The organism is Comamonas thiooxydans, assembly GCF_002157685.2.
Lineage (GTDB): Bacteria > Pseudomonadota > Gammaproteobacteria > Burkholderiales > Burkholderiaceae_C > Comamonas > Comamonas testosteroni_H.
Genome location: NZ_AP026738.1, coordinates 1,752,827 through 1,769,203, shown reverse-complemented (window position 1 = coordinate 1,769,203; position 16,377 = coordinate 1,752,827). Strand labels below are relative to the sequence as shown.

The following is a 16,377-nucleotide window of genomic DNA, read 5'->3' as shown; positions in this document are numbered from 1 at the left end:
GCTTGCCTTTCGGGAACGAAAAAACCGCCCGAAGGCGGCCAATAAAAAGCCACACTGAGGCGGCTGGTTGCACTGCGACGCGAACGCGCTTAGGTGCGACTACGGACATCCATCGCTGCAGCGCGGGCGCTGAAGCGTTGGGTGGGTTGTGGTTTGCGCTGGGTAGCGATCTGCGCGGCGATGCGGTTGATGGCCGCTTGCGGTGGTTCGATACGGTCAGCCAATCCCATTTCGATGCCCTTGGCACCGAAGTACACCCCCGCTTCGGTACCGCGCACCGCGGCCACTGTCAGCCCACGATTACGCGCCACCAGCTCTGTGAACTCCGCATAGTTCTGCTGCACCAGCTCGTTCAGCCATTGCGCCGCCTCGGTACTCAGCGGGGCATCACTGGCCAGATCCGCCTTACGCGCGCCGGCAAAGATGGTGGTGACCTTGATGCCCTGCTCTTCATAGCGCTTGCTCATGTCCACATGGCGCGCGATGACGCCGATGGAGCCCACGCCCGAGGAGTTGCTGAGCACGATCTCGTTGGCCGCGCTGGCCAGACCGTAGGCTGCTGAGTAGCACGAGAAGTTCACGATAGCCGTGATGGGCTTGATGGAGCGGGCCGCAAAGATCTCTTCCGCCAGGTCGGTCATGCCGGTGGCTGAGCCGCCGGGGCTGTCCACATCCAGCGCAATATGCTCCACCGCATCATCAGCCAGAGCGGCTTGCAGCTGGGAGCGAATGCCTTCGTAGCTGGTCATGGTGGTGCACATGTCCATGTGCGCGGAGCGCGAGACCAGGGCGCCATGAATGGGCAGGACATAGACACCGCTTTCACGGGCGGCGTTGAGGCGGCGCTCTGCCGGAGAGATGGCGTTGACTGGCTCGTCATCCTCCATGGCCATGACCTGACCGCCAGGGTTGAGGTTGACGATGTTCAGGTTCATCGCCTGGTTGGCCCAGTTCACAGCCATGTCCAGCCAGTCTTCACGCACCATCTGCGGAGTGTTGAAGATCATGCTGGCGATGCGAGGAAAGTTTTTCATGTCAGAGCCTTCTGGATATCGCGGACTTGCTCGTCCGATGCATCAGTGAGTTTTTCGGGCATCTGCGTGCCGGCACCGACCATATTCAGGGGCTGCAGGTACACATCGCCGCCGGTGACCGGCGGCAGGTTTTCCAGGCGGCGGATGTCGTTGACCGACAGCCAACCCCACTGGCGGGCCACTGCATAAGCCTTGAAGCGCGCTTCCTGGTTACCGCGCAGCAGGCCGCCGATGTTGAACTCGATGTAGTAGCGGCTTCGCTCGGAGGGCAGCAGCAAATCGCGCTGCAGCGCCTGCTCATGGCGGCGAAGCCATGGCATCAGGGTGTAGATCACGAACTGGATCTGGAGGTTTTCCACGTTGTTGTACGTGGCGGCCTCCATCATCCCGACCATGGGTGGCGGCATCTTGTAGATGCGGGTGATATCCACCGCGGCCAGCTTCAGCGCACCGATCAGCTCCGCGTCCACGTTGTTCATGGACAGGGCTTTGAAGGTCATGCCCTCTTGCAGCAGGGCCACCTTGCCCGCATTGGGCGCGCCACCGAACTTGGCCTGCCAGTTGTTGGTCAGCGCATCAATGGCGCTTTGCTCCTTGATGGCTGCAGCTTCCTTAGGACGCTCCAGTACCCCAGACAGCGCCGTGCCATGCAGAAAGGACTTGCCGCCGTACTCCTCCAGCGCCAGCGCATAGCCAATGCTGTTGGCATGCAGGGCAATGGGCGACAGGCCGGTGTACTTGTCCAGCGATACCCAGCGCACGTGATGAACAAAGCGCGCCGGCACAGGCTCCTTGCCATCAATCGAGTAATATGGCTTGAGGTCCGGGCCCTTGAACACCTGAACATCGCCCGGGTTGAGCGGGATCAGCGCCGTGGGGTTGCCGCGGCCGTCGCGCTCAATGAAGCTGTAGGCGTTGCCGCGCAGCCCCAGAGCCGTTTGCGCATACTCACGCGACTCGAATGGCGTTTGCCAATCATTGGGAGCGAACTTGAGCAGCGCATAGGCCGGATGGGCATCTGCAGACTTGCGGGAGCCGTCCTCCAGGCGCTCGAACACTTCGAGCGGCAGTTGAGCCACAGACTCTGCCAACAGCGACACACAGTTCTGCAGCACAGGCAAAGCCAAGGCCGTCTGCGGCGTAACCAGCTGGCCGGCAGCCGATTGCTTGGCACCACCAATCATGGATGACAGCCAGCCAACGCGGGTGCCCGCCTGCTCGGCGGTTTCTCGTTTGTTGAACAGCATCAGCTCATCCGATCAATGGCAACGCCTGCAGCAAGCAGCAGGCAACCGCCCACCATGGCCGCGACCGCCAAAGAGAAATGCGCGGCAATGCCGGCCATCAAGCAGACAAAGCCCACCACCATGAAGGCCAGGCCCACGAGCTCGCGCGTGATGAGGTTGAGGAGGTTTTTCATGGCGGAGAGGGAGAAGCCGCTGGGGAGTGAGCCCAGGCGACGGGAATAAAAAAGCCACCCGAAGGTGGCTACTGGAACTGAAGTGAAGGCTGGATTCTCGACATCAGTACATCTGCCGCTCGCTGTAGCGGCGGCTTCCTAGTTTTGTGCTCGCTGAGTCCACGCCCGCACAAGCTTGCAAATTTATCTTGGGCATCCAGGGCCGCCCGTGCCTCGTACCATTCTTGGATGAGCGATGGCGCGGCCCGGTGACCATCAAGGACATCCAGAACCCAGCGTCGGAAATCTTGAGCCTTTGCAGTGCGAGCAAACATTCCGATGAGGTGGGCTCCGCGCAGACTAAAAACCCGCGTCTGAGTCAAGAGGTTACCCGACACCCCCGAAGTGGGGGTCTCGACAATTGCGGTCATTGACGCAGTGAACTCCACGCGGTGACGATCAAAAATACGCGTCACCTTGTCCGCGCGCGAATACCCGAGCGCCCGAGCTATATCGGCAGCACTTGCCCACTTCTTCCCATCCTTTTCGATGAGTCGGATCGGCTGGTTTTGGAACATCAGTTCTTTCATCATTCGCCTTTCGGAAATATAAAAGCCGCCTTGGTAGGCGGCTGATGGATGCCGATCTGCTCCGGCACAAATGGAAAAACCGCCTCGGCGGGCGGTTTGATGTGAGGCTGCTGAGCAGCTCTTTGGATGCGGAAACGAAAAAGCCCGCAATGCGCGGGCTTGGGCTACTGTCAATTCGCACCAGCTTGCCTGAAAACTACCAGAAGTCTCTATGTTGTAAAACTCCTCTCACCAACTTCGCCATCATCTACTTCAGCAGCATCGGCTAGATACCGACTCCACTGTCATAGATGCTGGCCTCCTGCTCGGCCTGTTTGCCAGGCATTGCGCGGCCAATTGCCATGATCAGCGCTACGGCTCCGTCAATCTTGTTGTCGTTACCTTGCTTGATCGGCCGCACGATGTCGTCGTTGCCGACCAGATGCTTGCCAATCACGTTGCCCATGCACCAGGTCATGAGCGAGTTGCCATCATGATGAAAGCGCCCTGACATGATGGCAGCCTCCAGCTCCTTCATCGGATCGCTCATGTTGGTGTAGTTTTGGATGATGGTGATCGGAAGCAAGCCTTCATCGTCGAGCTGATGTGCCAAGTTGGTGGCGCCGTGCGGATCCATGGGCGAAGCTTCGACAGGATTGAGCCTTGCAGCATCCTTGGCTTCTTCCAGAATTTCGCGGTAGTCAATCTCGGCACCGTCGGTGGTCAGCAGATGACCTGTGTTGACCCACTTCTGCAAGCGTTCGGCCATGCGGCGGTTGTCACTGTTGTTGACCGTATCCTCTGGCACCCAGAACCGTGGGGCGATGCTGTAGTAGTGCCGTCTTCCGTCAATGTCGCGCCAGAACAGGCGGGCCATGCTGTTCATGTCCAGCTTGCGCGCCAAGTCAAACGACAGGACCACAGACTGGCCCTCGAAGTCCGCCAGGTTCAGCGTTTCATCCTCACACGCCTCCCACTGGGTCATGTTGAAGTAGCCGGTTTTGGCGGTTACCCAGAGACCCAGGTGCTTGGTTTTGAAGGTATTTGTGAAGCGTGCCTGCTGGATGGCTCTTCGCTGCTGACTCTCCAAGTACTCCTGATAGACCGACACACCAATATTGGGGTTGGCCTTGGCCAACACCTTTGGATCCTTCCAGTCATCCTCTGGATCAACGGTCCAGATCCAGCCAAACAGCTCGTCGTTAGGCACCGTACCGTCGAGCATTTCCACGACTTCGCGGCGTTTGTCGTAGCACGGACCTTCGATGTTGTAGCCAGCCGTAGTGATGATGAACATCAGAGGCTGCTTGCGCGCCCCCATGCCCGTGAGCATGGTGGTGTAGAGCGCATCGCTGTCGTGCTCGTGGTACTCGTCCACGATGGAGCACGAAGGACTGGCGCCGTCACCGGGGTTGCCGATGATGGGCTCAAAGCGGCTGCCATCGCCTGGCTTGTTCAGGTTGGAGGCATTAACCTCGATGCCCGCAGCCTCCAGCAACATGGGTGATCGCATTGCCATCAGTCGCGCCGGCCGAAACACCTCCCATGCCTGCTTTTCTGTGGTGGCCCCGGAGTAAACCTCGGCGCCAAACTCGTTGTCGGCCGCAAACATGGCCAGACCCACGCCGGCGGCAATGACGCTCTTGCCGTTCTTGCGATTGACCTCCCAGTAGCTTTCACGAAAGCGGCGAAGACCATCCTTCTTGCGCTTCCATCCAAAGGTGCAAGCCAAACCGAACTTCTGCCACGGCTCAAGGGTGATCAACTGGCGCTTGAAGCCCCATTCGCCCTTGGTGTGTGGCAGCAGCTCGATCAGAGCAATCTTCTTCTGCGCCTCCTTCGCATCAAACTCGTAGGGGTAGGTCTTGCTTTTGCTGGCCAGCAGATCATCCAGATGACGCTGGCAGGCCTGCCGGACATATCGACATGCAGGAACCTTTCCTGCAATTACGGCCTTGGCGAACTTGTTGACTGCATCCACCGCCGGATATTTAGCCATTGATGACACCTGCAAACGGGTTGTCGCTCTGCTTCTTCTTGCCTGTCCCCATCATTCGCTGTCGACTGGACGGGTCCAGCCCCAGCATTCCGCCATAGCTGGCCATCATGGCCGTCGCCTCTTTGAGGGCCGTCGCGGCAGGGTTCTTGATCACGCCGCCCATGGCTCCAGAGACCGTCACTCCGTTCCGGGCGATATCCGCCTGGGCCATCCGAAACTGGTCATAAGCAGAGCAGTACACCTCAAGGTTCTGAATATCCGTCGCTGCCAAAATGCGCTCTTTGCACAACTGAGGCGCCACGGCTTCCCATAGCATCCGGCCGTTATCTCCCATCCAATCCGGACAATCGATATTCAGTACCAGCTCGAAGTCCGGTTCAGCTTGATTGAGAGCACGCTTGCCTGGATTACCAGCTAGCAGCTTCTTTGCCGTAGGTTTGGGGCGACGGCCAGAGCGCCCAGCAGCACCTGCCATCGGGCCTCCAGTTAAATTTCATATTTCGCGGGCGTAAAAATTCGACGAACCGGTCGGTCTAGAGGGCGGGATCGCCCTGGTTTCGACCCTCCCCCTCCCCGCCCAAAACCACCCAAGCAGCGCGATGAAGTCGCATGCGAAGCGATCAGGTCAGAAGTGGGGTGAACAAGCCCTGCGACTCCCGCGCCGTTTTGACGGCGTGGCAAGCCCTGCAGATCGCCTGCAGGTTTTCTCTTGCGTCCATTTGCTCTCGGGTCCAGCCCAACCGCTTTGCCTGGGCCTTCGAGACAATGTGATCGACCTCTTGCGCGCCCGACACCGCACCGAGCTTGAGGCATGGCTGGCACAAGCACGCATCGCGTTGCATGACCCACTCTCGAATCTTCTGCCACGCATAGTCATAGCCACGCGACTTGGCCGAGCCTCGCCCCGGATGATTCCAGCCACTGGCTTCGGACTGGTGCTCATCGCAAAAACCCGAGGACGAGCGCGACAGGGTATTGCAGCCTCGATGGCGACAAGGCTTGTTAGGGCGCTGAGGCATTACCAACCCGTCCCTGATGCTGCACCGCCTTTTCGATGCACATCCCCGCAAAATACCCAAGGGATAACACCTAGCAACCTCCTGCACCAGAAGATCAGAATGGAATCACTCACCAGAGACTCCATCCAGAGAGAGATCACAACTGAAGTTCATTTACACCCTCGTCTATCGGCAAGTTTCAGTGAGTCAAGGGCCTACCTAGTAGGCCCTTTCTGTGTTTGTCACAGACATAGGTGCCGCCACCGAGTGATCCGCCCCTACTGCAATGTGCGTGATCGTCGGGCGTGCTAGGTGGTAGCGAACCGTGAATAAAAAGCCGCCGAGGCGATCAAAAAAGTGCCCGCGGCACAGCGATAGGGAACACAAATCGTCTTGGACGGAATGTTGGCACATCCACCTACACCAACACACTGCTAGCAAGCACCCAATTGATAGTGAGCTTTCACACCCATTCAGGAGAAGTCAATGAACTCAACCTATCAATACTTAGGGTGCATCGATGCTTGTAACGCCTGCATCACTGCATGTAATGCTTGTATTGCCGAGTGCCTTAAAGAGCAGGACGTGAGTCCCATGGCTGGTTGCATTGCAATGAACATGGATTGCGCGGCCGTATGCGCACTGGCTTCAGGCGCTATGGCTCGCAACAGTGAGATGGCCAAGCACTTTTGCAAGCTGTGCGGCGAGATCTGCCTAGCATGTGCCAACGAATGTGAGCAGCACCTTCGCGAACATACCAGGAGGTGCGCAATTGATTGCCACGCTTGTGCCAAGGAATGTCATGCGCTGATCAATTGACCAATGCCGATTGCAAAAAGCCCCAGCGATTAGGCTGAGGCTTTGTAAATTTTGGACGCAGTTACCCCGGTCCGCTTCGTATTCTGCCAAAAAAATGTGAAGCGTCAAGCATCAGAGCACGCCTTTTGTGATGAGGCCGCGCGTCAGAATATTGCGTGCCTCCAGCAGCAGCACCTGTAGCTCGTCACGTTGAGTGGGCAGACGCGGGCTGCTCCAGACCTGGGCGCGGCAAGCCAGGTTGCGCGCAATGAAAGAGATGGCTGTACGGTGTGGCTGCGGGATTTCGTCGATCACAGCGTCCACAGCTTCCAGGTCCGCAACCTCCCACGCGCCGCCACCTCCTGGGCCAAGGCTGCAGGACACCGACCTATTCCCGTAGCCAGACCCCACTTTGGTGTTCGAGCACCACTGGTGCCACTCTTGCAGGATCTCATTCACTACGCTACTGGCTTGACCAATGTCAATCTGCTGTGTTGCTGTGCTGCTCAATGCTCGCTCCTGATTGTTTTGATCTTCCGCCTGTGGCTGGTCTTCAAACCACCTCGGCAATGAAGCCGGCCACAGGCCCGCCTTCAGAACCAGCTCGCGCGTAAAGCGCCCGGCCTCCAGGCCGTACTCACGGTGGGCCTCGCGCCCTCCGCTCTCCAGCAGTCGATAGTTGTCATAGGCCACATGGCAGCCTTCAACGCCAGGCCGGCTGCAACAGAGCGGGAAGCCCGTGCGGTCGTCCGTCTTCATGCCAAGGCCCTTGCCGTAATTGAGGTGGGCATGCTGGCTGTAACCCTCAGTGCCACACCACATGCAAGGCAGCTGAGCGACCAGCCGGCGGTAGGGCTCGCTCTCGATCGCCTTCTCCTTGCGCACTGCAATCCCAGTGGATCCGGCGCCAGGGACCATCACCACATTGACAGGCACCATCTCAGCCGTTGCACGGGCACTATCTAGCTGGCGCTGGGCGCGCTCCTGCAGCCGTTGCTCACGACTGCCAGCCTGGCCGGGCTCACAGTGATGACCCTCGTCCTGCTCATCGCGGAGCCCAGCGCCAGCCCATGAGCCGCGAGACTTGAAGCCCTTACCGGGCTTGAGTGGGGTACGACGCATCAGCATGTGGATCCTTCTTCCGGCTTCTCGCCGTACTGGAGTTCCAGCGCCAGCTGTGCGTAATGGATCACCTTGCGCAAATCCTCGGCACCGTTCTTGGCCTTGTGCCGGGTTGCGTACTTGACGATGTTTCCCTGAAAGAAGTCCAGACCATTGGCATCGATGAACTCAATCGGCTGGATCTTGCAGTCCTTGTAATGGCTCCCTCCCGCCTGAGTGTCCAGAGCGCTTTTCACCACCATGCCCGCCCCCGGTCCTCTACTGCCACCAGACTTCCGTAGTCGTCGACCACGCAAACCATGCTGCTTCCCACCTGCACCCGGTTGCAGCAGCGGTTCTCCATCCAGTGCTCGATCAGGTAGCGGCCGTCGCTCAGGCGCTCATAGGTCGGCCACACCAGCCGCGTGATGCGCGATGTGCTCGGCGGCTTGCGCTGGCCAGCCAGCGGCACGACCTTACCAAAGAATGCTGGGTTCAATGCCTGGGTCATTTTTTGACCACCTTCACTTCCAGGCCCAGCAGCGCCTTCATCAGGTGCCGCTTGAGCTTGAATTCAGAGGTCTCCACGCCCTTCACATCCTCAATCACCTCGATGCCCTTTTCCATGTACACGAAGTCAGCGATGTAGCGAATGGCGGGCCGGGCGCGCGCAGCGCCAGCAAACTTCACCGATGGGACCATCTCGAACACCACCTGCCGGCGCAGATCGCTGATATGGCCGCCACGCTGCAGCATTTTCAAGTGACCCCAGCGGTTCAACTCAGCCAAGCTGTCGAACTTGGTGCCGTCTCCAGTGACAACCTTCCTATTGCCGTACTTGTGGCCAGAACGCTTTGCGAACATCAATGCACACCCTCCTGCTGCCTACGCTTGTTCAGACCCAAGGCTTCTTTGGCATCCTTCAGGGCGCGATAGCTCACGGTTTTGTCGCCGGCATCCGCGCGGGCCAGAATCTTCCGAGCCCAGTCCTTGCCATCACCATGGGCCACGATGGACACATCGAGGCGCTGGAACTTGGGCGCTGGCAGCGCCAGCAAGCCGGCCTCTTCGGCATAGGTCTTGCGGGGCGTCGCCGCTTTGCACAGGGCCTCAAACTGCGGCAGGCTGGGCGGAAACTCAGGGTGATAGTCGGCAATGCGGTCGGCTGCAGCTTCGATCACCTCCGGCGCGTATTTGCGCAGCGCAGCACCCCAGACCTTGAGCGCAGCCAGCATGCCGATGTCTTGCCCGTCATCGTCCAGAGCACCGGAGCCGAACTTGCTCAGGAAAGCGGTGCCGTAGGAGCCCTGCATCAGCAGGAACAGCTTTGCCACGCCAGCACTCACGGCCTGAGACTCTCCACGACGGGGCGATGCGGCCGCATGGGCCAGTTGTCCAATGGATTTCATTGCAGACCTCCGAGAATGGCGGCCATGGCGCCAGCGTGCTTGCCACCTGCTGCAGAGGCAGGCGCCATGGATGGACGACGGGCCGCGGGCATTTCGGTGCATCGGCGGATCCAGTTGCGCCAGGTAGCAGCCCAGTCGGCCTTGCGCCCGTCCTTGCCAGCCTTGCCGCGCCAGTGGTCGGCAAACATCGCGGCCTGGCGGCGCACCTCTTCCTCGGTCAAGCCGGCATGCTCGGCAATGGCCCAGTCACCCCAGCTCTTGGGCAGCCTCCAGTCATCTGGCAGGCGTGTTCCTGTCGCTGTCGCAGTCTTGCCCCTTCCCTTCGCCTCTTCTGGCTGAGCCGGAGGCGAAGTGTCACGGTCCGCAGCACCTACAGCCTTTGAATAGTTAACTGTCTCTTCTTTATCTGTATCTGTATCTATATCTGTATCTGTACGCGTGACATCCGTACCCGTCACGCGTGACTCATCAGTGACCTGATCGTGACCACCCTCTTCTCCCTCTGAAACAGCGTCTTTTTTGCGCTGGCGCTGGCGGCGTTTACGCTCTGCTGCGGTGTTGTCTGTATCGCTGCGCATCTGCAGGGTGGCCCACTTGGAGGGCTGCAGGGTGGCCTGCTCAATCAAACCGACCTCAGCCAGGCGGCGGGCCACCTCTTCCAGACTGCGCACGTCCAGGCCCAGCTTCACGGCGACCTTGCGCATCAGCAGCGCAGGTGCATCGCCCTTGTCCAGCAGCCCCTCGCCCTTGAGGCACAGCAAGGCCACAAAGTGCCAGCGATCCTCAAAGGCCAGCAGCTTTAGCTTGTCGTCATCGACCATCCGCGTATAGGTGCGGAACCATGGGAGCTTGCTCATTGTCCAGACCTCGCGTTATCTGCGGCGTGCTCTGCATCCAGAGACTGCTGAACGGCGAGCAACGCGGCCACAGCCTCAGCAATTTCGCGCTGCACGACGCGCTTGTCGTTGTCGCTGACGTTGTTGTCTGCCTTCGCCATCGTGGTGGCCATCAGAACGTCTGCGCATTCACGCACAGCGATGGCTGCAGACTTGGAAAGGCATTTTTCAGCGCCTGGCTGCGCTTCGGGCAGCGCCAGCATGCCGGCGTTGAATGAGAAGACCGTGCCCAAAGCATGCGCTTCAGCGCTACCAGCCTCACGGCACATAGACGCAATCTCCTCAGCATCAGCGAGGCCCATCTTGTGGCTCGGGGACACGCCGCTCAGCTCCTTGCGCAGAACTTCTTCGGATTTGTTCAGGCGGGCTGCAAGAGCAGCGCGGCCGCCTGGGTAGTTGGCGACCATGCGTCGCAGTGCATCAAGAGCATTCATGTCGTCCGGACTCCGAGAAAAAGGACGTTGCGGGCTGTGCCGCCGAAAAAGACACTGCCTGCATGCAAACGAAAACAGGCCAGAAGAGCGGAAAAGGTGCCCGCCGCACCCTGGGCTATGCTGGTGGCTTCCAAACCATTACCAACAAGCTCAAGGAGGGCAGACATGAGCCAGGACGAGAACAGAATCAAAGCCTCCAACTTCGACATGAACGTCGACAACGGCTTGGTTACCGTGAAGCGCAAATTCACCTTTACCAAGGCGAATATCGAGTTCGAAATTGCGGTGCCGCTAAAGGATGGAGAGGTCACGGTTGCGGAGATCCATCAGCAGTCGGTGAAGGGCGTGATTGCATTGCTCCAGACGTTGCTCCCCGAGGAAAAATAAGCATCCCAAGTGCATCCAAGCCTACTGGCTTAATGTGTGCGGGTGTGATTGCACGCGCCACTCTCCGTGACTTCAACCGCTGCACAGACTCAGGAATGGGGCCGCCGAAGCGATATCGCTCAGTCATATGTGACCTCCTGGAAAAGGGTGCCCGCCACCTCACGGGGCAGAATGGAAGTTCCCGCACAACCATTCCCGCGAAGGGCGGACATGAACAAAGACATCGAAGCGCTGACCGAAGCGCTCCAACAGAATTTCGAAATCGTGAAACTGCTCTCCAAGCGCATCGAAGCCTTGGAAGGCCAGTTGGAGGAGAGTGCAGCGCAAAGAATGGCGGTCATGCTTTTGCTCCGTGCGACTGTTCAAAGCTCGCCAGACAACACGCAGATCGTTGCGATGGCAGAGCGCCTGGCCGCGTTGATGCAGGTTCAGCCAGGCATCCTTCTTCAGGGAGGAAAGAGCACTTTCCAAAAGATGAAGTCGCAGCTGAACTGGATGACAGCACCAAGCCAGCAGCACGGCTGACTGCCATCACCCCAGAGGCATGCATCGCCCGGTGCATTGCCTCCACAACAGCCACGCTCTGCACGGCGCGGCGATACGCGGCGCGTGCACGCTTGAGCTGCCGGCGTTGCGCGATGCGCTTGGTGGAGTTAGTCATGCATAAGCTCCTCGTGCAGGTTTGCCGCGCAATCCTCTTTGTGCACGGTATGGCGATAGAAGTTGTTGAACAGGTGCCACAGAGGGGAGCCCACCGGGTAGCGATTGGCCAAAGCCAAGGAGATTCGGTTTTGCGCGGCGTGCTGCGCCTGGGTGCCCACCGCCTCCCTGGGCAGAATGGAAGCTCCCACACAACCATTCCCGGGAGGGGCGGACATGGCATTTCTTGAAGCTCTGAGCGCGGCCAGATCGACATTCGAAATAGCAGCCGTGGCTGTAAAAGCCAGAGACGAAATAAAGCTCCAGTCGGCTATGGCCGAACTACGCGAAAAAATCTGGGCGATGTCAGACATGGGGCTCACCCAAGTGCAGGCGCTTCATCGCCTCGAACTCGAAGCTCAGGAACTTCGAGTGAAGCTGGCTAAAGCGCAAGATGAACATGCACAGCTTGAAGCCAAGCTCGAAGAGAAAGACCAATATCAAATCACCGAGGTATGTCCCGGCGGCTGGGCGTACGCGCTGATAAGCGACATGGACAAGCCCGTGCATGGCCGTGCCTACTTTTGTCCCGCGTGCTACAGCCAAGGCAAGAAAGTGCCAATGCGTCATTACCAGGCGCAAGGGCAGCTTGCGGAAAGCTGGACGTGCATGGCTGACAGCACTCACCGACTGAACAAGCCAGACCCCAACAGGAGCAGCTATGTACTTGGACACGATCCGCGCGACTGGATGGCATAAGCGTTCAGTCATTGCCCGCCTCCTTGGTTGAGGTGGACGCCTGGGACAACTCTGGCCAGATATCCTGCCAGTCTTCCGGGCGCAAGTCGCGCCGCGTCACCGCCCCCTTGGTGGTCGATTCAATCGCAACGGCCATCCGCTCAGGGATGGGTCGAACGCCTTTGGCCCACTGATTGATGGTTGGAGCCGTCACATTCAGACAGCGCGCTAGCGCAGCTTGGCTTCCGGCGATTTCTGCTGCGGCGGCGACTGCTAATCCAGGAGTGGCATATGTCATTCCTCAATAATAAGGCATAGCCTAATCATCAACAATAGGCATTGCCTAGAGAACCCTGCAATTGGAACATTAGGCGATGCTTACAGGCGAAAAATTAGGCGATGCCATCGAGGCAGCCATCAAACTCAAGGGCGTCACAAAGAAGGAAGTGGCAGCGCACTTTGGCGTTCAACCGCCTTCTATTCAGGACTGGGTAAAGCGCGGCACGATTGGCAAAGAGAAGCTGCCCAAGCTCTGGTCGTACTTCTCTGATGTGGTGCCTGCGACTCATTGGGGTCTTGATGCAATTCCAGCAGCAGATCACACGGATTCGACCTCACATAATCTGGACACCTCGATCGTTCCCGCCTACCACGCACCCGATGCCGTGCTGGTGCCCTTATTGAGTAACTGCGGAAGCATGGGCCCCGGCTCTGAGTTGTTGGAGTCAGATGTCATCGTGGGTGACCTGGCCTTGTCTCCTCATTGGATCAATCAGCAGATCAGACCCCAGAACCCGCAGGAGCTGCGCTTCATTCACGCCTACGGCGACAGCATGCACCCAACCTTTACAGACGGTGATGTCCTGCTCGTAGATACCGGCCCCAGCGCGCGGGATCCCAGTTCACGCGAAGGCGTTTACGTTCTACGGGCAAATGACCGGACGTTCATCAAGCGTGTCACCCCAACCTTTGACGGCAAGCTGCAGGTGACAAGCGACAACCCCAGCGCAAAGACTGTGCAAACACTCAATGGCGATCACCAGGTAGATGTAGTGGGCCGAGTGGTCTGGGCCTGGAATGGTAAGAGGCTGTGAGCGTCTGCCGAGTAGCTGGCTCAGTGGGGAGGACTCGAGGGTGTTTTTGTATGTAAACAACTATGGAGCAAGCCATTCGCGTCTTCATCGAGTCCCGCTGCTGCAGAATCTCCTGAACAACCCGATTCGTGAGCACTTCAACGAACTGGGACACATCCTAGGTAGCTGAGAAGAGCGACAAAAGAAGGGAACTTCCACAGTGTTTATGCATCTTAAGTGATATCACTGGCGCTATCATCCATGAAAAAAGATAAGATCTCCGGTCTACGGAGAGAACTGAAGCAGATGCGCCAGAACTACACCTCTTATCCAAGTAGAGTGCTGGAGTCATATGCTAAGGCTGTTGGCCGACAACTTGATTCCAGAGGAAAAGAGCCTAATTGGGTAAGAGAGATAGAGCCTGAGCTAAGCCCTCCACTCTCGATTCCGCATCACTCAGCGGGGTTGAAGGCGGGTACCGCACGGAGCATCATTGATCAACTTCTTTCCGATCTGGATGAATGGGAAATGCATCACGATCAACTTGAAAAAGATGAGGCTGATGATGAGTGACGTAACAACTACAGCTAAAAAACCATCAATGGATTCTGCAAAACTGGATGAACGCTATGTGCGCCGTCTGAGCCCCGACCCTTCAGGTGGATACACAGCAACAATTCATGAATTTCCTGGCTGCATTGCAGAAGGTGATTCCGCAGAAGAGGCATTGAGCAATCTCGAAAGTGCCGCTTTGAGCTGGATGCGTTCAGCTCATGCAAACGGCTATCCCGTAAGCCCACCGCTTGACTATGAAGGCGCAAGTGGAAAGATTGCATTGCGCGTCTCCAGACGGCTTCATCAGCTTGCGGCTGAAAGAGCAGATCTGGAGGGCATAAGTCTCAACCAGTTCATTGGCAACGCACTTGCAAGCTACCTAGGTCAACAAGACGGTATGCGGCGCCTAGCCTACGAACTGCATAAAGCAGTACAAAGCAACCTGTACTTCTTCTACCAAAATAATTTTTCAGCAGTGCATGGAAGATCAACGAACGATCTTCGAGTGATCCCCACCATGAAATTTCGAGAAGTTAGCTCGTCTGCTAGCAACTTAATGATCACTGCAGCTCCCGAACCCAAGATGTTCATGGAAATTTCACATGGCTAAAAATGCAAGCTCTTACTCGTTTGACCACAAAGAGATTGTCACGTTGATGCTCAAAGAGGCCGACATTCACGATGGAATTTGGACGCTCAGCGTGAACTTCAGGCTGGGCGCAGGTGCTTTCGGCCCAACACCTGCAGAAGTAGCTCCCACTGGGTTTGTGAGCATAGAGGGGATAGGTCTGCAGAAGATCGATCCAGTTCCTTCAGAGCTACCACCACTTGCTTTTGATGCCGCTGAATTAAACCCAGCCTAGGCAGACGATCGCGCTCAAGAAGCCCACCTCGCGTGGGCTTTTTCACACCCAATACTCGATGGTCATATAGACCACCCAGGCCATCAGTAGGATGATCAACTGCTGAACCCAGAACTGAGTCATGACCAAGGACATCGTCGCTCTCCTCGAAGTGCGTTGATAGACTCACAGTCTCACTGTGAGTACTCACGGGCAAACGGAGACAGCCTGCCCCGACCGGGCTTTTTTACGTCCGCCAGTCGTCCCGGATCTCATTGATCACCCAGGCCACAAGCACGGCCAGGATCCACAGGCCAACCATTTGTGTCATGAGGGTAGACATCGCCGCTCTCCTTGAAGTGCGTGATACCTAAATGCTCCTCCTTCAGGCTGCTGTCTGCAATCTGTGACAGCTCCACAAGTGAGGACTTTTTCATGGCACCATCTCCGCATGACAGCACCCGCACCCCGCCTTCAGTCCACCAACATCCGCACTCGTGTTGTGAGTGGGCAGCCGTTGATCGGCGTGAAGCACACCGCCAAAACCTCGTCGGGCCTGCCCGTTTCAACCGCCTGGATTGATATGTCTCGTGAGGACGTGGAGGGACTGATTAAGTCACTGCAAGAAGCCCTTGACGAGTTAGGCAAGCAGTAGCCCCACTTCTCCCGCACACCAGCCCGCCCTGAGCGGGCTTTTTTTCGTCTGGATGCTGCGTTGGCACGCTGGGCCAAGAAAAAATAAGGCGATGCCTATTGCATTTAAATTAGGCTATGCCTTATTATTCATCCATCGCAGCAATGCAAGGGGTGCCAAGTGATCGAGCCGCGCGCCACGGGTCTTTAAAAAGCCAGAGATTCAATGCACGTCGCGAGACACGCTGCGCCCCGATGACTTACCGGAACGCGCCGCGACTCTGCCGCCCCGAAGCGGTGGATGGTGCAAACGGCGCAGATAGTGATCTGCATAAAGCTGCCAGAGCGAAGCTGGAGCCCGCATGCGGGGAGATGCCAGCACCTCAGCTTTGAGGGCGCTACAACGCTACAAGCTGTGTTTCGTGTTAGATCTCGGTTTTACCGACTGCCCTTGCCTAGGCTAGGAAGGCCGCCCTGCAGTGCGAGTCCAGGCGATTTTCCGACGCGCCCTTTCAGCCGATCCCATGCGCCATTGCGCGGATCCGTTGGGGCCTGTTTCTTTTTCTGCTTCTGCGTCATTCGGCGCGCATCTTGTGCCCGTTGGGCCGCACTGCGGAAAGCGTAGAAAACAAAGTCCAAATCTCTATTGCTCCTGATGAGCAGAGCAATTTTCTGAGATGCGTCAGCATCCCCCTTTTTTGCCTTTGTATAGAGGTCATATAGGTACGTAATTGAATACCCGCTGCGGCCGATGATGGCTGATGCTTTAGCTCCAATACTCATGTTGTAACTATTGGCTACAAACCGCAGGCTGAGTATTGGGGTTTGCAAGCAAGCAGCGCCAGTCCCTGAGCGACATCAGGGGCAAAAGCC

Annotated in this window: 27 protein-coding genes; 9 read left to right on the top strand and 18 right to left on the bottom strand. The window is 57.7% G+C overall.

Features of this window, described 5'->3' with window-relative positions; all coding sequences use genetic code 11:
• Window positions 1-89 precede the first annotated feature (89 nt).
• The 4 genes from CTR2_RS08210 to CTR2_RS08195 all read right to left on the bottom strand — a co-directional run bounded on the left by CTR2_RS08210 (window position 90) and on the right by CTR2_RS08195 (window position 3,026).
• On the bottom strand, window positions 90-1,034 hold the full coding sequence (locus tag CTR2_RS08210; protein WP_087085863.1) for a S49 family peptidase: 945 nt from the start codon (window positions 1,032-1,034) through the stop codon (window positions 90-92).
• Window positions 1,031-2,281, bottom strand: coding sequence for a phage portal protein (locus tag CTR2_RS08205; RefSeq protein ID WP_087085864.1), 1,251 nt, complete (start codon window positions 2,279-2,281; stop codon window positions 1,031-1,033). The genes CTR2_RS08210 and CTR2_RS08205 overlap by 4 nt, the downstream gene beginning before the upstream one ends.
• Complete coding sequence (locus CTR2_RS08200) at window positions 2,281-2,454, bottom strand: hypothetical protein (RefSeq protein WP_176391778.1); 174 nt, start codon at window positions 2,452-2,454, stop codon at window positions 2,281-2,283. The genes CTR2_RS08205 and CTR2_RS08200 overlap by 1 nt, the downstream gene beginning before the upstream one ends.
• A gap of 68 nt (window positions 2,455-2,522) precedes the next feature.
• Complete coding sequence (locus CTR2_RS08195) at window positions 2,523-3,026, bottom strand: BRO family protein (protein ID WP_087085865.1); 504 nt, start codon at window positions 3,024-3,026, stop codon at window positions 2,523-2,525.
• Between the two features lie 41 nt (window positions 3,027-3,067).
• Here CTR2_RS08195 and CTR2_RS08190 point away from each other — a divergent pair, with 41 nt between their 5' ends.
• A complete protein-coding gene (locus CTR2_RS08190) occupies window positions 3,068-3,292 on the top strand; it encodes a hypothetical protein (RefSeq protein WP_087085866.1) in 225 nt (74 codons plus the stop codon).
• On the opposite strand, the gene CTR2_RS08185 is transcribed toward CTR2_RS08190, so the two are convergent.
• The 3 genes from CTR2_RS08185 to CTR2_RS08175 all read right to left on the bottom strand — a co-directional run bounded on the left by CTR2_RS08185 (window position 3,289) and on the right by CTR2_RS08175 (window position 5,843).
• Complete coding sequence (locus tag CTR2_RS08185) at window positions 3,289-5,001, bottom strand: terminase large subunit (protein ID WP_087085867.1); 1,713 nt, start codon at window positions 4,999-5,001, stop codon at window positions 3,289-3,291. The two genes, CTR2_RS08190 and CTR2_RS08185, sit on opposite strands and share 4 nt — an antisense overlap.
• Window positions 4,994-5,476, bottom strand: a complete 483-nt coding sequence (locus CTR2_RS08180) for a phage terminase small subunit P27 family (protein ID WP_087085868.1) — start codon at window positions 5,474-5,476, stop codon at window positions 4,994-4,996. The genes CTR2_RS08185 and CTR2_RS08180 overlap by 8 nt, the downstream gene beginning before the upstream one ends.
• A gap of 145 nt (window positions 5,477-5,621) precedes the next feature.
• On the bottom strand, window positions 5,622-5,843 hold the full coding sequence (locus CTR2_RS08175; protein ID WP_087085869.1) for an HNH endonuclease signature motif containing protein: 222 nt from the start codon (window positions 5,841-5,843) through the stop codon (window positions 5,622-5,624).
• A gap of 642 nt (window positions 5,844-6,485) precedes the next feature.
• Here CTR2_RS08175 and CTR2_RS08170 point away from each other — a divergent pair.
• Window positions 6,486-6,818 (top strand): four-helix bundle copper-binding protein, encoded by a 333-nt coding sequence (locus CTR2_RS08170; RefSeq protein ID WP_003063504.1) that lies wholly within the window; start codon window positions 6,486-6,488, stop codon window positions 6,816-6,818.
• A 111-nt stretch (window positions 6,819-6,929) separates the two neighbouring features.
• On the opposite strand, the gene CTR2_RS08165 is transcribed toward CTR2_RS08170, so the two are convergent.
• Genes CTR2_RS08165 through CTR2_RS08135 form a run of 7 tightly spaced genes read right to left on the bottom strand, consistent with a single transcriptional unit; the run spans window position 6,930 to window position 10,637 of the window.
• Window positions 6,930-7,925: a hypothetical protein gene (locus CTR2_RS08165; protein ID WP_003063505.1), complete on the bottom strand. Its 996-nt coding sequence runs from the start codon at window positions 7,923-7,925 to the stop codon at window positions 6,930-6,932.
• Window positions 7,919-8,161, bottom strand: a complete 243-nt coding sequence (locus CTR2_RS08160) for a DUF3310 domain-containing protein (protein ID WP_003063508.1) — start codon at window positions 8,159-8,161, stop codon at window positions 7,919-7,921. Before CTR2_RS08160 ends, CTR2_RS08165 begins: the two co-directional genes overlap by 7 nt.
• A complete protein-coding gene (locus CTR2_RS08155; RefSeq protein ID WP_218894993.1) occupies window positions 8,152-8,397 on the bottom strand; it encodes a hypothetical protein in 246 nt (81 codons plus the stop codon). Before CTR2_RS08155 ends, CTR2_RS08160 begins: the two co-directional genes overlap by 10 nt.
• 8 nt (window positions 8,398-8,405) lie before the next feature.
• Window positions 8,406-8,762, bottom strand: coding sequence for a DUF1064 domain-containing protein (locus CTR2_RS08150; protein ID WP_003063512.1), 357 nt, complete (start codon window positions 8,760-8,762; stop codon window positions 8,406-8,408).
• Window positions 8,762-9,307, bottom strand: a complete 546-nt coding sequence (locus tag CTR2_RS08145; RefSeq protein WP_087085870.1) for a hypothetical protein — start codon at window positions 9,305-9,307, stop codon at window positions 8,762-8,764. The genes CTR2_RS08150 and CTR2_RS08145 overlap by 1 nt, the downstream gene beginning before the upstream one ends.
• Window positions 9,304-10,164 carry a hypothetical protein gene (locus CTR2_RS08140; protein WP_087085871.1) on the bottom strand — a complete coding sequence of 287 codons (861 nt, stop codon included), beginning with the start codon at window positions 10,162-10,164 and terminating at the stop codon, window positions 9,304-9,306. The genes CTR2_RS08145 and CTR2_RS08140 overlap by 4 nt, the downstream gene beginning before the upstream one ends.
• A complete protein-coding gene (locus CTR2_RS08135; protein WP_087085872.1) occupies window positions 10,161-10,637 on the bottom strand; it encodes a phage regulatory CII family protein in 477 nt (158 codons plus the stop codon). Before CTR2_RS08135 ends, CTR2_RS08140 begins: the two co-directional genes overlap by 4 nt.
• A gap of 165 nt (window positions 10,638-10,802) precedes the next feature.
• On the opposite strand from CTR2_RS08135, the gene CTR2_RS08130 reads away from it, so the two are divergent.
• A complete protein-coding gene (locus CTR2_RS08130; RefSeq protein WP_087085873.1) occupies window positions 10,803-11,024 on the top strand; it encodes a hypothetical protein in 222 nt (73 codons plus the stop codon).
• 210 nt (window positions 11,025-11,234) lie between these two features.
• A complete protein-coding gene (locus CTR2_RS08125; protein ID WP_087085874.1) occupies window positions 11,235-11,549 on the top strand; it encodes a hypothetical protein in 315 nt (104 codons plus the stop codon).
• 128 nt (window positions 11,550-11,677) lie between these two features.
• Here the strand turns inward: CTR2_RS08125 and CTR2_RS08120 are convergent, their stop codons facing one another.
• Window positions 11,678-11,902 (bottom strand): hypothetical protein, encoded by a 225-nt coding sequence (locus CTR2_RS08120; RefSeq protein WP_140401099.1) that lies wholly within the window; start codon window positions 11,900-11,902, stop codon window positions 11,678-11,680.
• On the opposite strand from CTR2_RS08120, the gene CTR2_RS08115 reads away from it, so the two are divergent.
• Window positions 11,901-12,422, top strand: a complete 522-nt coding sequence (locus tag CTR2_RS08115; protein WP_087085876.1) for a hypothetical protein — start codon at window positions 11,901-11,903, stop codon at window positions 12,420-12,422. The genes CTR2_RS08120 and CTR2_RS08115 overlap by 2 nt on opposite strands.
• Before the next feature lie 4 nt (window positions 12,423-12,426).
• Here the strand turns inward: CTR2_RS08115 and CTR2_RS08110 are convergent, their stop codons facing one another.
• On the bottom strand, window positions 12,427-12,699 hold the full coding sequence (locus tag CTR2_RS08110) for a transcriptional regulator (RefSeq protein WP_087085877.1): 273 nt from the start codon (window positions 12,697-12,699) through the stop codon (window positions 12,427-12,429).
• Between the two features lie 76 nt (window positions 12,700-12,775).
• Between CTR2_RS08110 and CTR2_RS08105 the strand changes: the two genes are divergently transcribed.
• From CTR2_RS08105 to CTR2_RS08090, 4 genes are all read left to right on the top strand, one after another.
• Complete coding sequence (locus CTR2_RS08105; RefSeq protein ID WP_254913509.1) at window positions 12,776-13,495, top strand: S24 family peptidase; 720 nt, start codon at window positions 12,776-12,778, stop codon at window positions 13,493-13,495.
• 240 nt (window positions 13,496-13,735) lie between these two features.
• Window positions 13,736-14,047 (top strand): hypothetical protein, encoded by a 312-nt coding sequence (locus tag CTR2_RS08100; RefSeq protein ID WP_034361190.1) that lies wholly within the window; start codon window positions 13,736-13,738, stop codon window positions 14,045-14,047.
• Window positions 14,037-14,639 (top strand): type II toxin-antitoxin system HicB family antitoxin, encoded by a 603-nt coding sequence (locus tag CTR2_RS08095; protein WP_160162801.1) that lies wholly within the window; start codon window positions 14,037-14,039, stop codon window positions 14,637-14,639. The genes CTR2_RS08100 and CTR2_RS08095 overlap by 11 nt, the downstream gene beginning before the upstream one ends.
• Window positions 14,632-14,892, top strand: coding sequence for a hypothetical protein (locus CTR2_RS08090; protein WP_003061355.1), 261 nt, complete (start codon window positions 14,632-14,634; stop codon window positions 14,890-14,892). Before CTR2_RS08095 ends, CTR2_RS08090 begins: the two co-directional genes overlap by 8 nt.
• Before the next feature lie 251 nt (window positions 14,893-15,143).
• Here CTR2_RS08090 and CTR2_RS08085 read toward each other — a convergent pair whose 3' ends face one another.
• Both CTR2_RS08085 and CTR2_RS08080 read right to left on the bottom strand, forming a co-directional pair.
• On the bottom strand, window positions 15,144-15,308 hold the full coding sequence (locus CTR2_RS08085) for a hypothetical protein (protein ID WP_167599015.1): 165 nt from the start codon (window positions 15,306-15,308) through the stop codon (window positions 15,144-15,146).
• Window positions 15,309-15,942: 634 nt separating this feature from the next.
• A complete protein-coding gene (locus CTR2_RS08080; protein WP_140401100.1) occupies window positions 15,943-16,335 on the bottom strand; it encodes a hypothetical protein in 393 nt (130 codons plus the stop codon).
• Window positions 16,336-16,377: the final 42 nt, after the last annotated feature.

What these genes read in the sequence shown, in the direction of transcription:
- CTR2_RS08120 (WP_140401099.1), bottom strand. Translation starts at nt 11,902, where the DNA reads ATGTCCGCCCCTCCCGGGAATGGTTGTGTGGGAGCTTCCATTCTGCCC.
- CTR2_RS08160 (WP_003063508.1), bottom strand. Translation starts at nt 8,161, where the DNA reads ATGGTGGTGAAAAGCGCTCTGGACACTCAGGCGGGAGGGAGCCATTAC.
- CTR2_RS08110 (WP_087085877.1), bottom strand. Translation starts at nt 12,699, where the DNA reads ATGACATATGCCACTCCTGGATTAGCAGTCGCCGCCGCAGCAGAAATC.
- CTR2_RS08090 (WP_003061355.1), top strand. Translation starts at nt 14,632, where the DNA reads ATGGCTAAAAATGCAAGCTCTTACTCGTTTGACCACAAAGAGATTGTC.
- CTR2_RS08125 (WP_087085874.1), top strand. Translation starts at nt 11,235, where the DNA reads ATGAACAAAGACATCGAAGCGCTGACCGAAGCGCTCCAACAGAATTTC.
- CTR2_RS08100 (WP_034361190.1), top strand. Translation starts at nt 13,736, where the DNA reads ATGAAAAAAGATAAGATCTCCGGTCTACGGAGAGAACTGAAGCAGATG.
- CTR2_RS08115 (WP_087085876.1), top strand. Translation starts at nt 11,901, where the DNA reads ATGGCATTTCTTGAAGCTCTGAGCGCGGCCAGATCGACATTCGAAATA.
- CTR2_RS08185 (WP_087085867.1), bottom strand. Translation starts at nt 5,001, where the DNA reads ATGGCTAAATATCCGGCGGTGGATGCAGTCAACAAGTTCGCCAAGGCC.
- CTR2_RS08170 (WP_003063504.1), top strand. Translation starts at nt 6,486, where the DNA reads ATGAACTCAACCTATCAATACTTAGGGTGCATCGATGCTTGTAACGCC.
- CTR2_RS08145 (WP_087085870.1), bottom strand. Translation starts at nt 9,307, where the DNA reads ATGAAATCCATTGGACAACTGGCCCATGCGGCCGCATCGCCCCGTCGT.
- CTR2_RS08190 (WP_087085866.1), top strand. Translation starts at nt 3,068, where the DNA reads ATGGATGCCGATCTGCTCCGGCACAAATGGAAAAACCGCCTCGGCGGG.
- CTR2_RS08200 (WP_176391778.1), bottom strand. Translation starts at nt 2,454, where the DNA reads ATGAAAAACCTCCTCAACCTCATCACGCGCGAGCTCGTGGGCCTGGCC.
- CTR2_RS08195 (WP_087085865.1), bottom strand. Translation starts at nt 3,026, where the DNA reads ATGATGAAAGAACTGATGTTCCAAAACCAGCCGATCCGACTCATCGAA.
- CTR2_RS08180 (WP_087085868.1), bottom strand. Translation starts at nt 5,476, where the DNA reads ATGGCAGGTGCTGCTGGGCGCTCTGGCCGTCGCCCCAAACCTACGGCA.
- CTR2_RS08210 (WP_087085863.1), bottom strand. Translation starts at nt 1,034, where the DNA reads ATGAAAAACTTTCCTCGCATCGCCAGCATGATCTTCAACACTCCGCAG.
- CTR2_RS08085 (WP_167599015.1), bottom strand. Translation starts at nt 15,308, where the DNA reads ATGAAAAAGTCCTCACTTGTGGAGCTGTCACAGATTGCAGACAGCAGC.
- CTR2_RS08095 (WP_160162801.1), top strand. Translation starts at nt 14,037, where the DNA reads ATGATGAGTGACGTAACAACTACAGCTAAAAAACCATCAATGGATTCT.
- CTR2_RS08175 (WP_087085869.1), bottom strand. Translation starts at nt 5,843, where the DNA reads ATGCAACGCGATGCGTGCTTGTGCCAGCCATGCCTCAAGCTCGGTGCG.
- CTR2_RS08150 (WP_003063512.1), bottom strand. Translation starts at nt 8,762, where the DNA reads ATGTTCGCAAAGCGTTCTGGCCACAAGTACGGCAATAGGAAGGTTGTC.
- CTR2_RS08105 (WP_254913509.1), top strand. Translation starts at nt 12,776, where the DNA reads ATGCTTACAGGCGAAAAATTAGGCGATGCCATCGAGGCAGCCATCAAA.
- CTR2_RS08130 (WP_087085873.1), top strand. Translation starts at nt 10,803, where the DNA reads ATGAGCCAGGACGAGAACAGAATCAAAGCCTCCAACTTCGACATGAAC.
- CTR2_RS08135 (WP_087085872.1), bottom strand. Translation starts at nt 10,637, where the DNA reads ATGAATGCTCTTGATGCACTGCGACGCATGGTCGCCAACTACCCAGGC.
- CTR2_RS08140 (WP_087085871.1), bottom strand. Translation starts at nt 10,164, where the DNA reads ATGAGCAAGCTCCCATGGTTCCGCACCTATACGCGGATGGTCGATGAC.
- CTR2_RS08205 (WP_087085864.1), bottom strand. Translation starts at nt 2,281, where the DNA reads ATGCTGTTCAACAAACGAGAAACCGCCGAGCAGGCGGGCACCCGCGTT.
- CTR2_RS08165 (WP_003063505.1), bottom strand. Translation starts at nt 7,925, where the DNA reads ATGCTGATGCGTCGTACCCCACTCAAGCCCGGTAAGGGCTTCAAGTCT.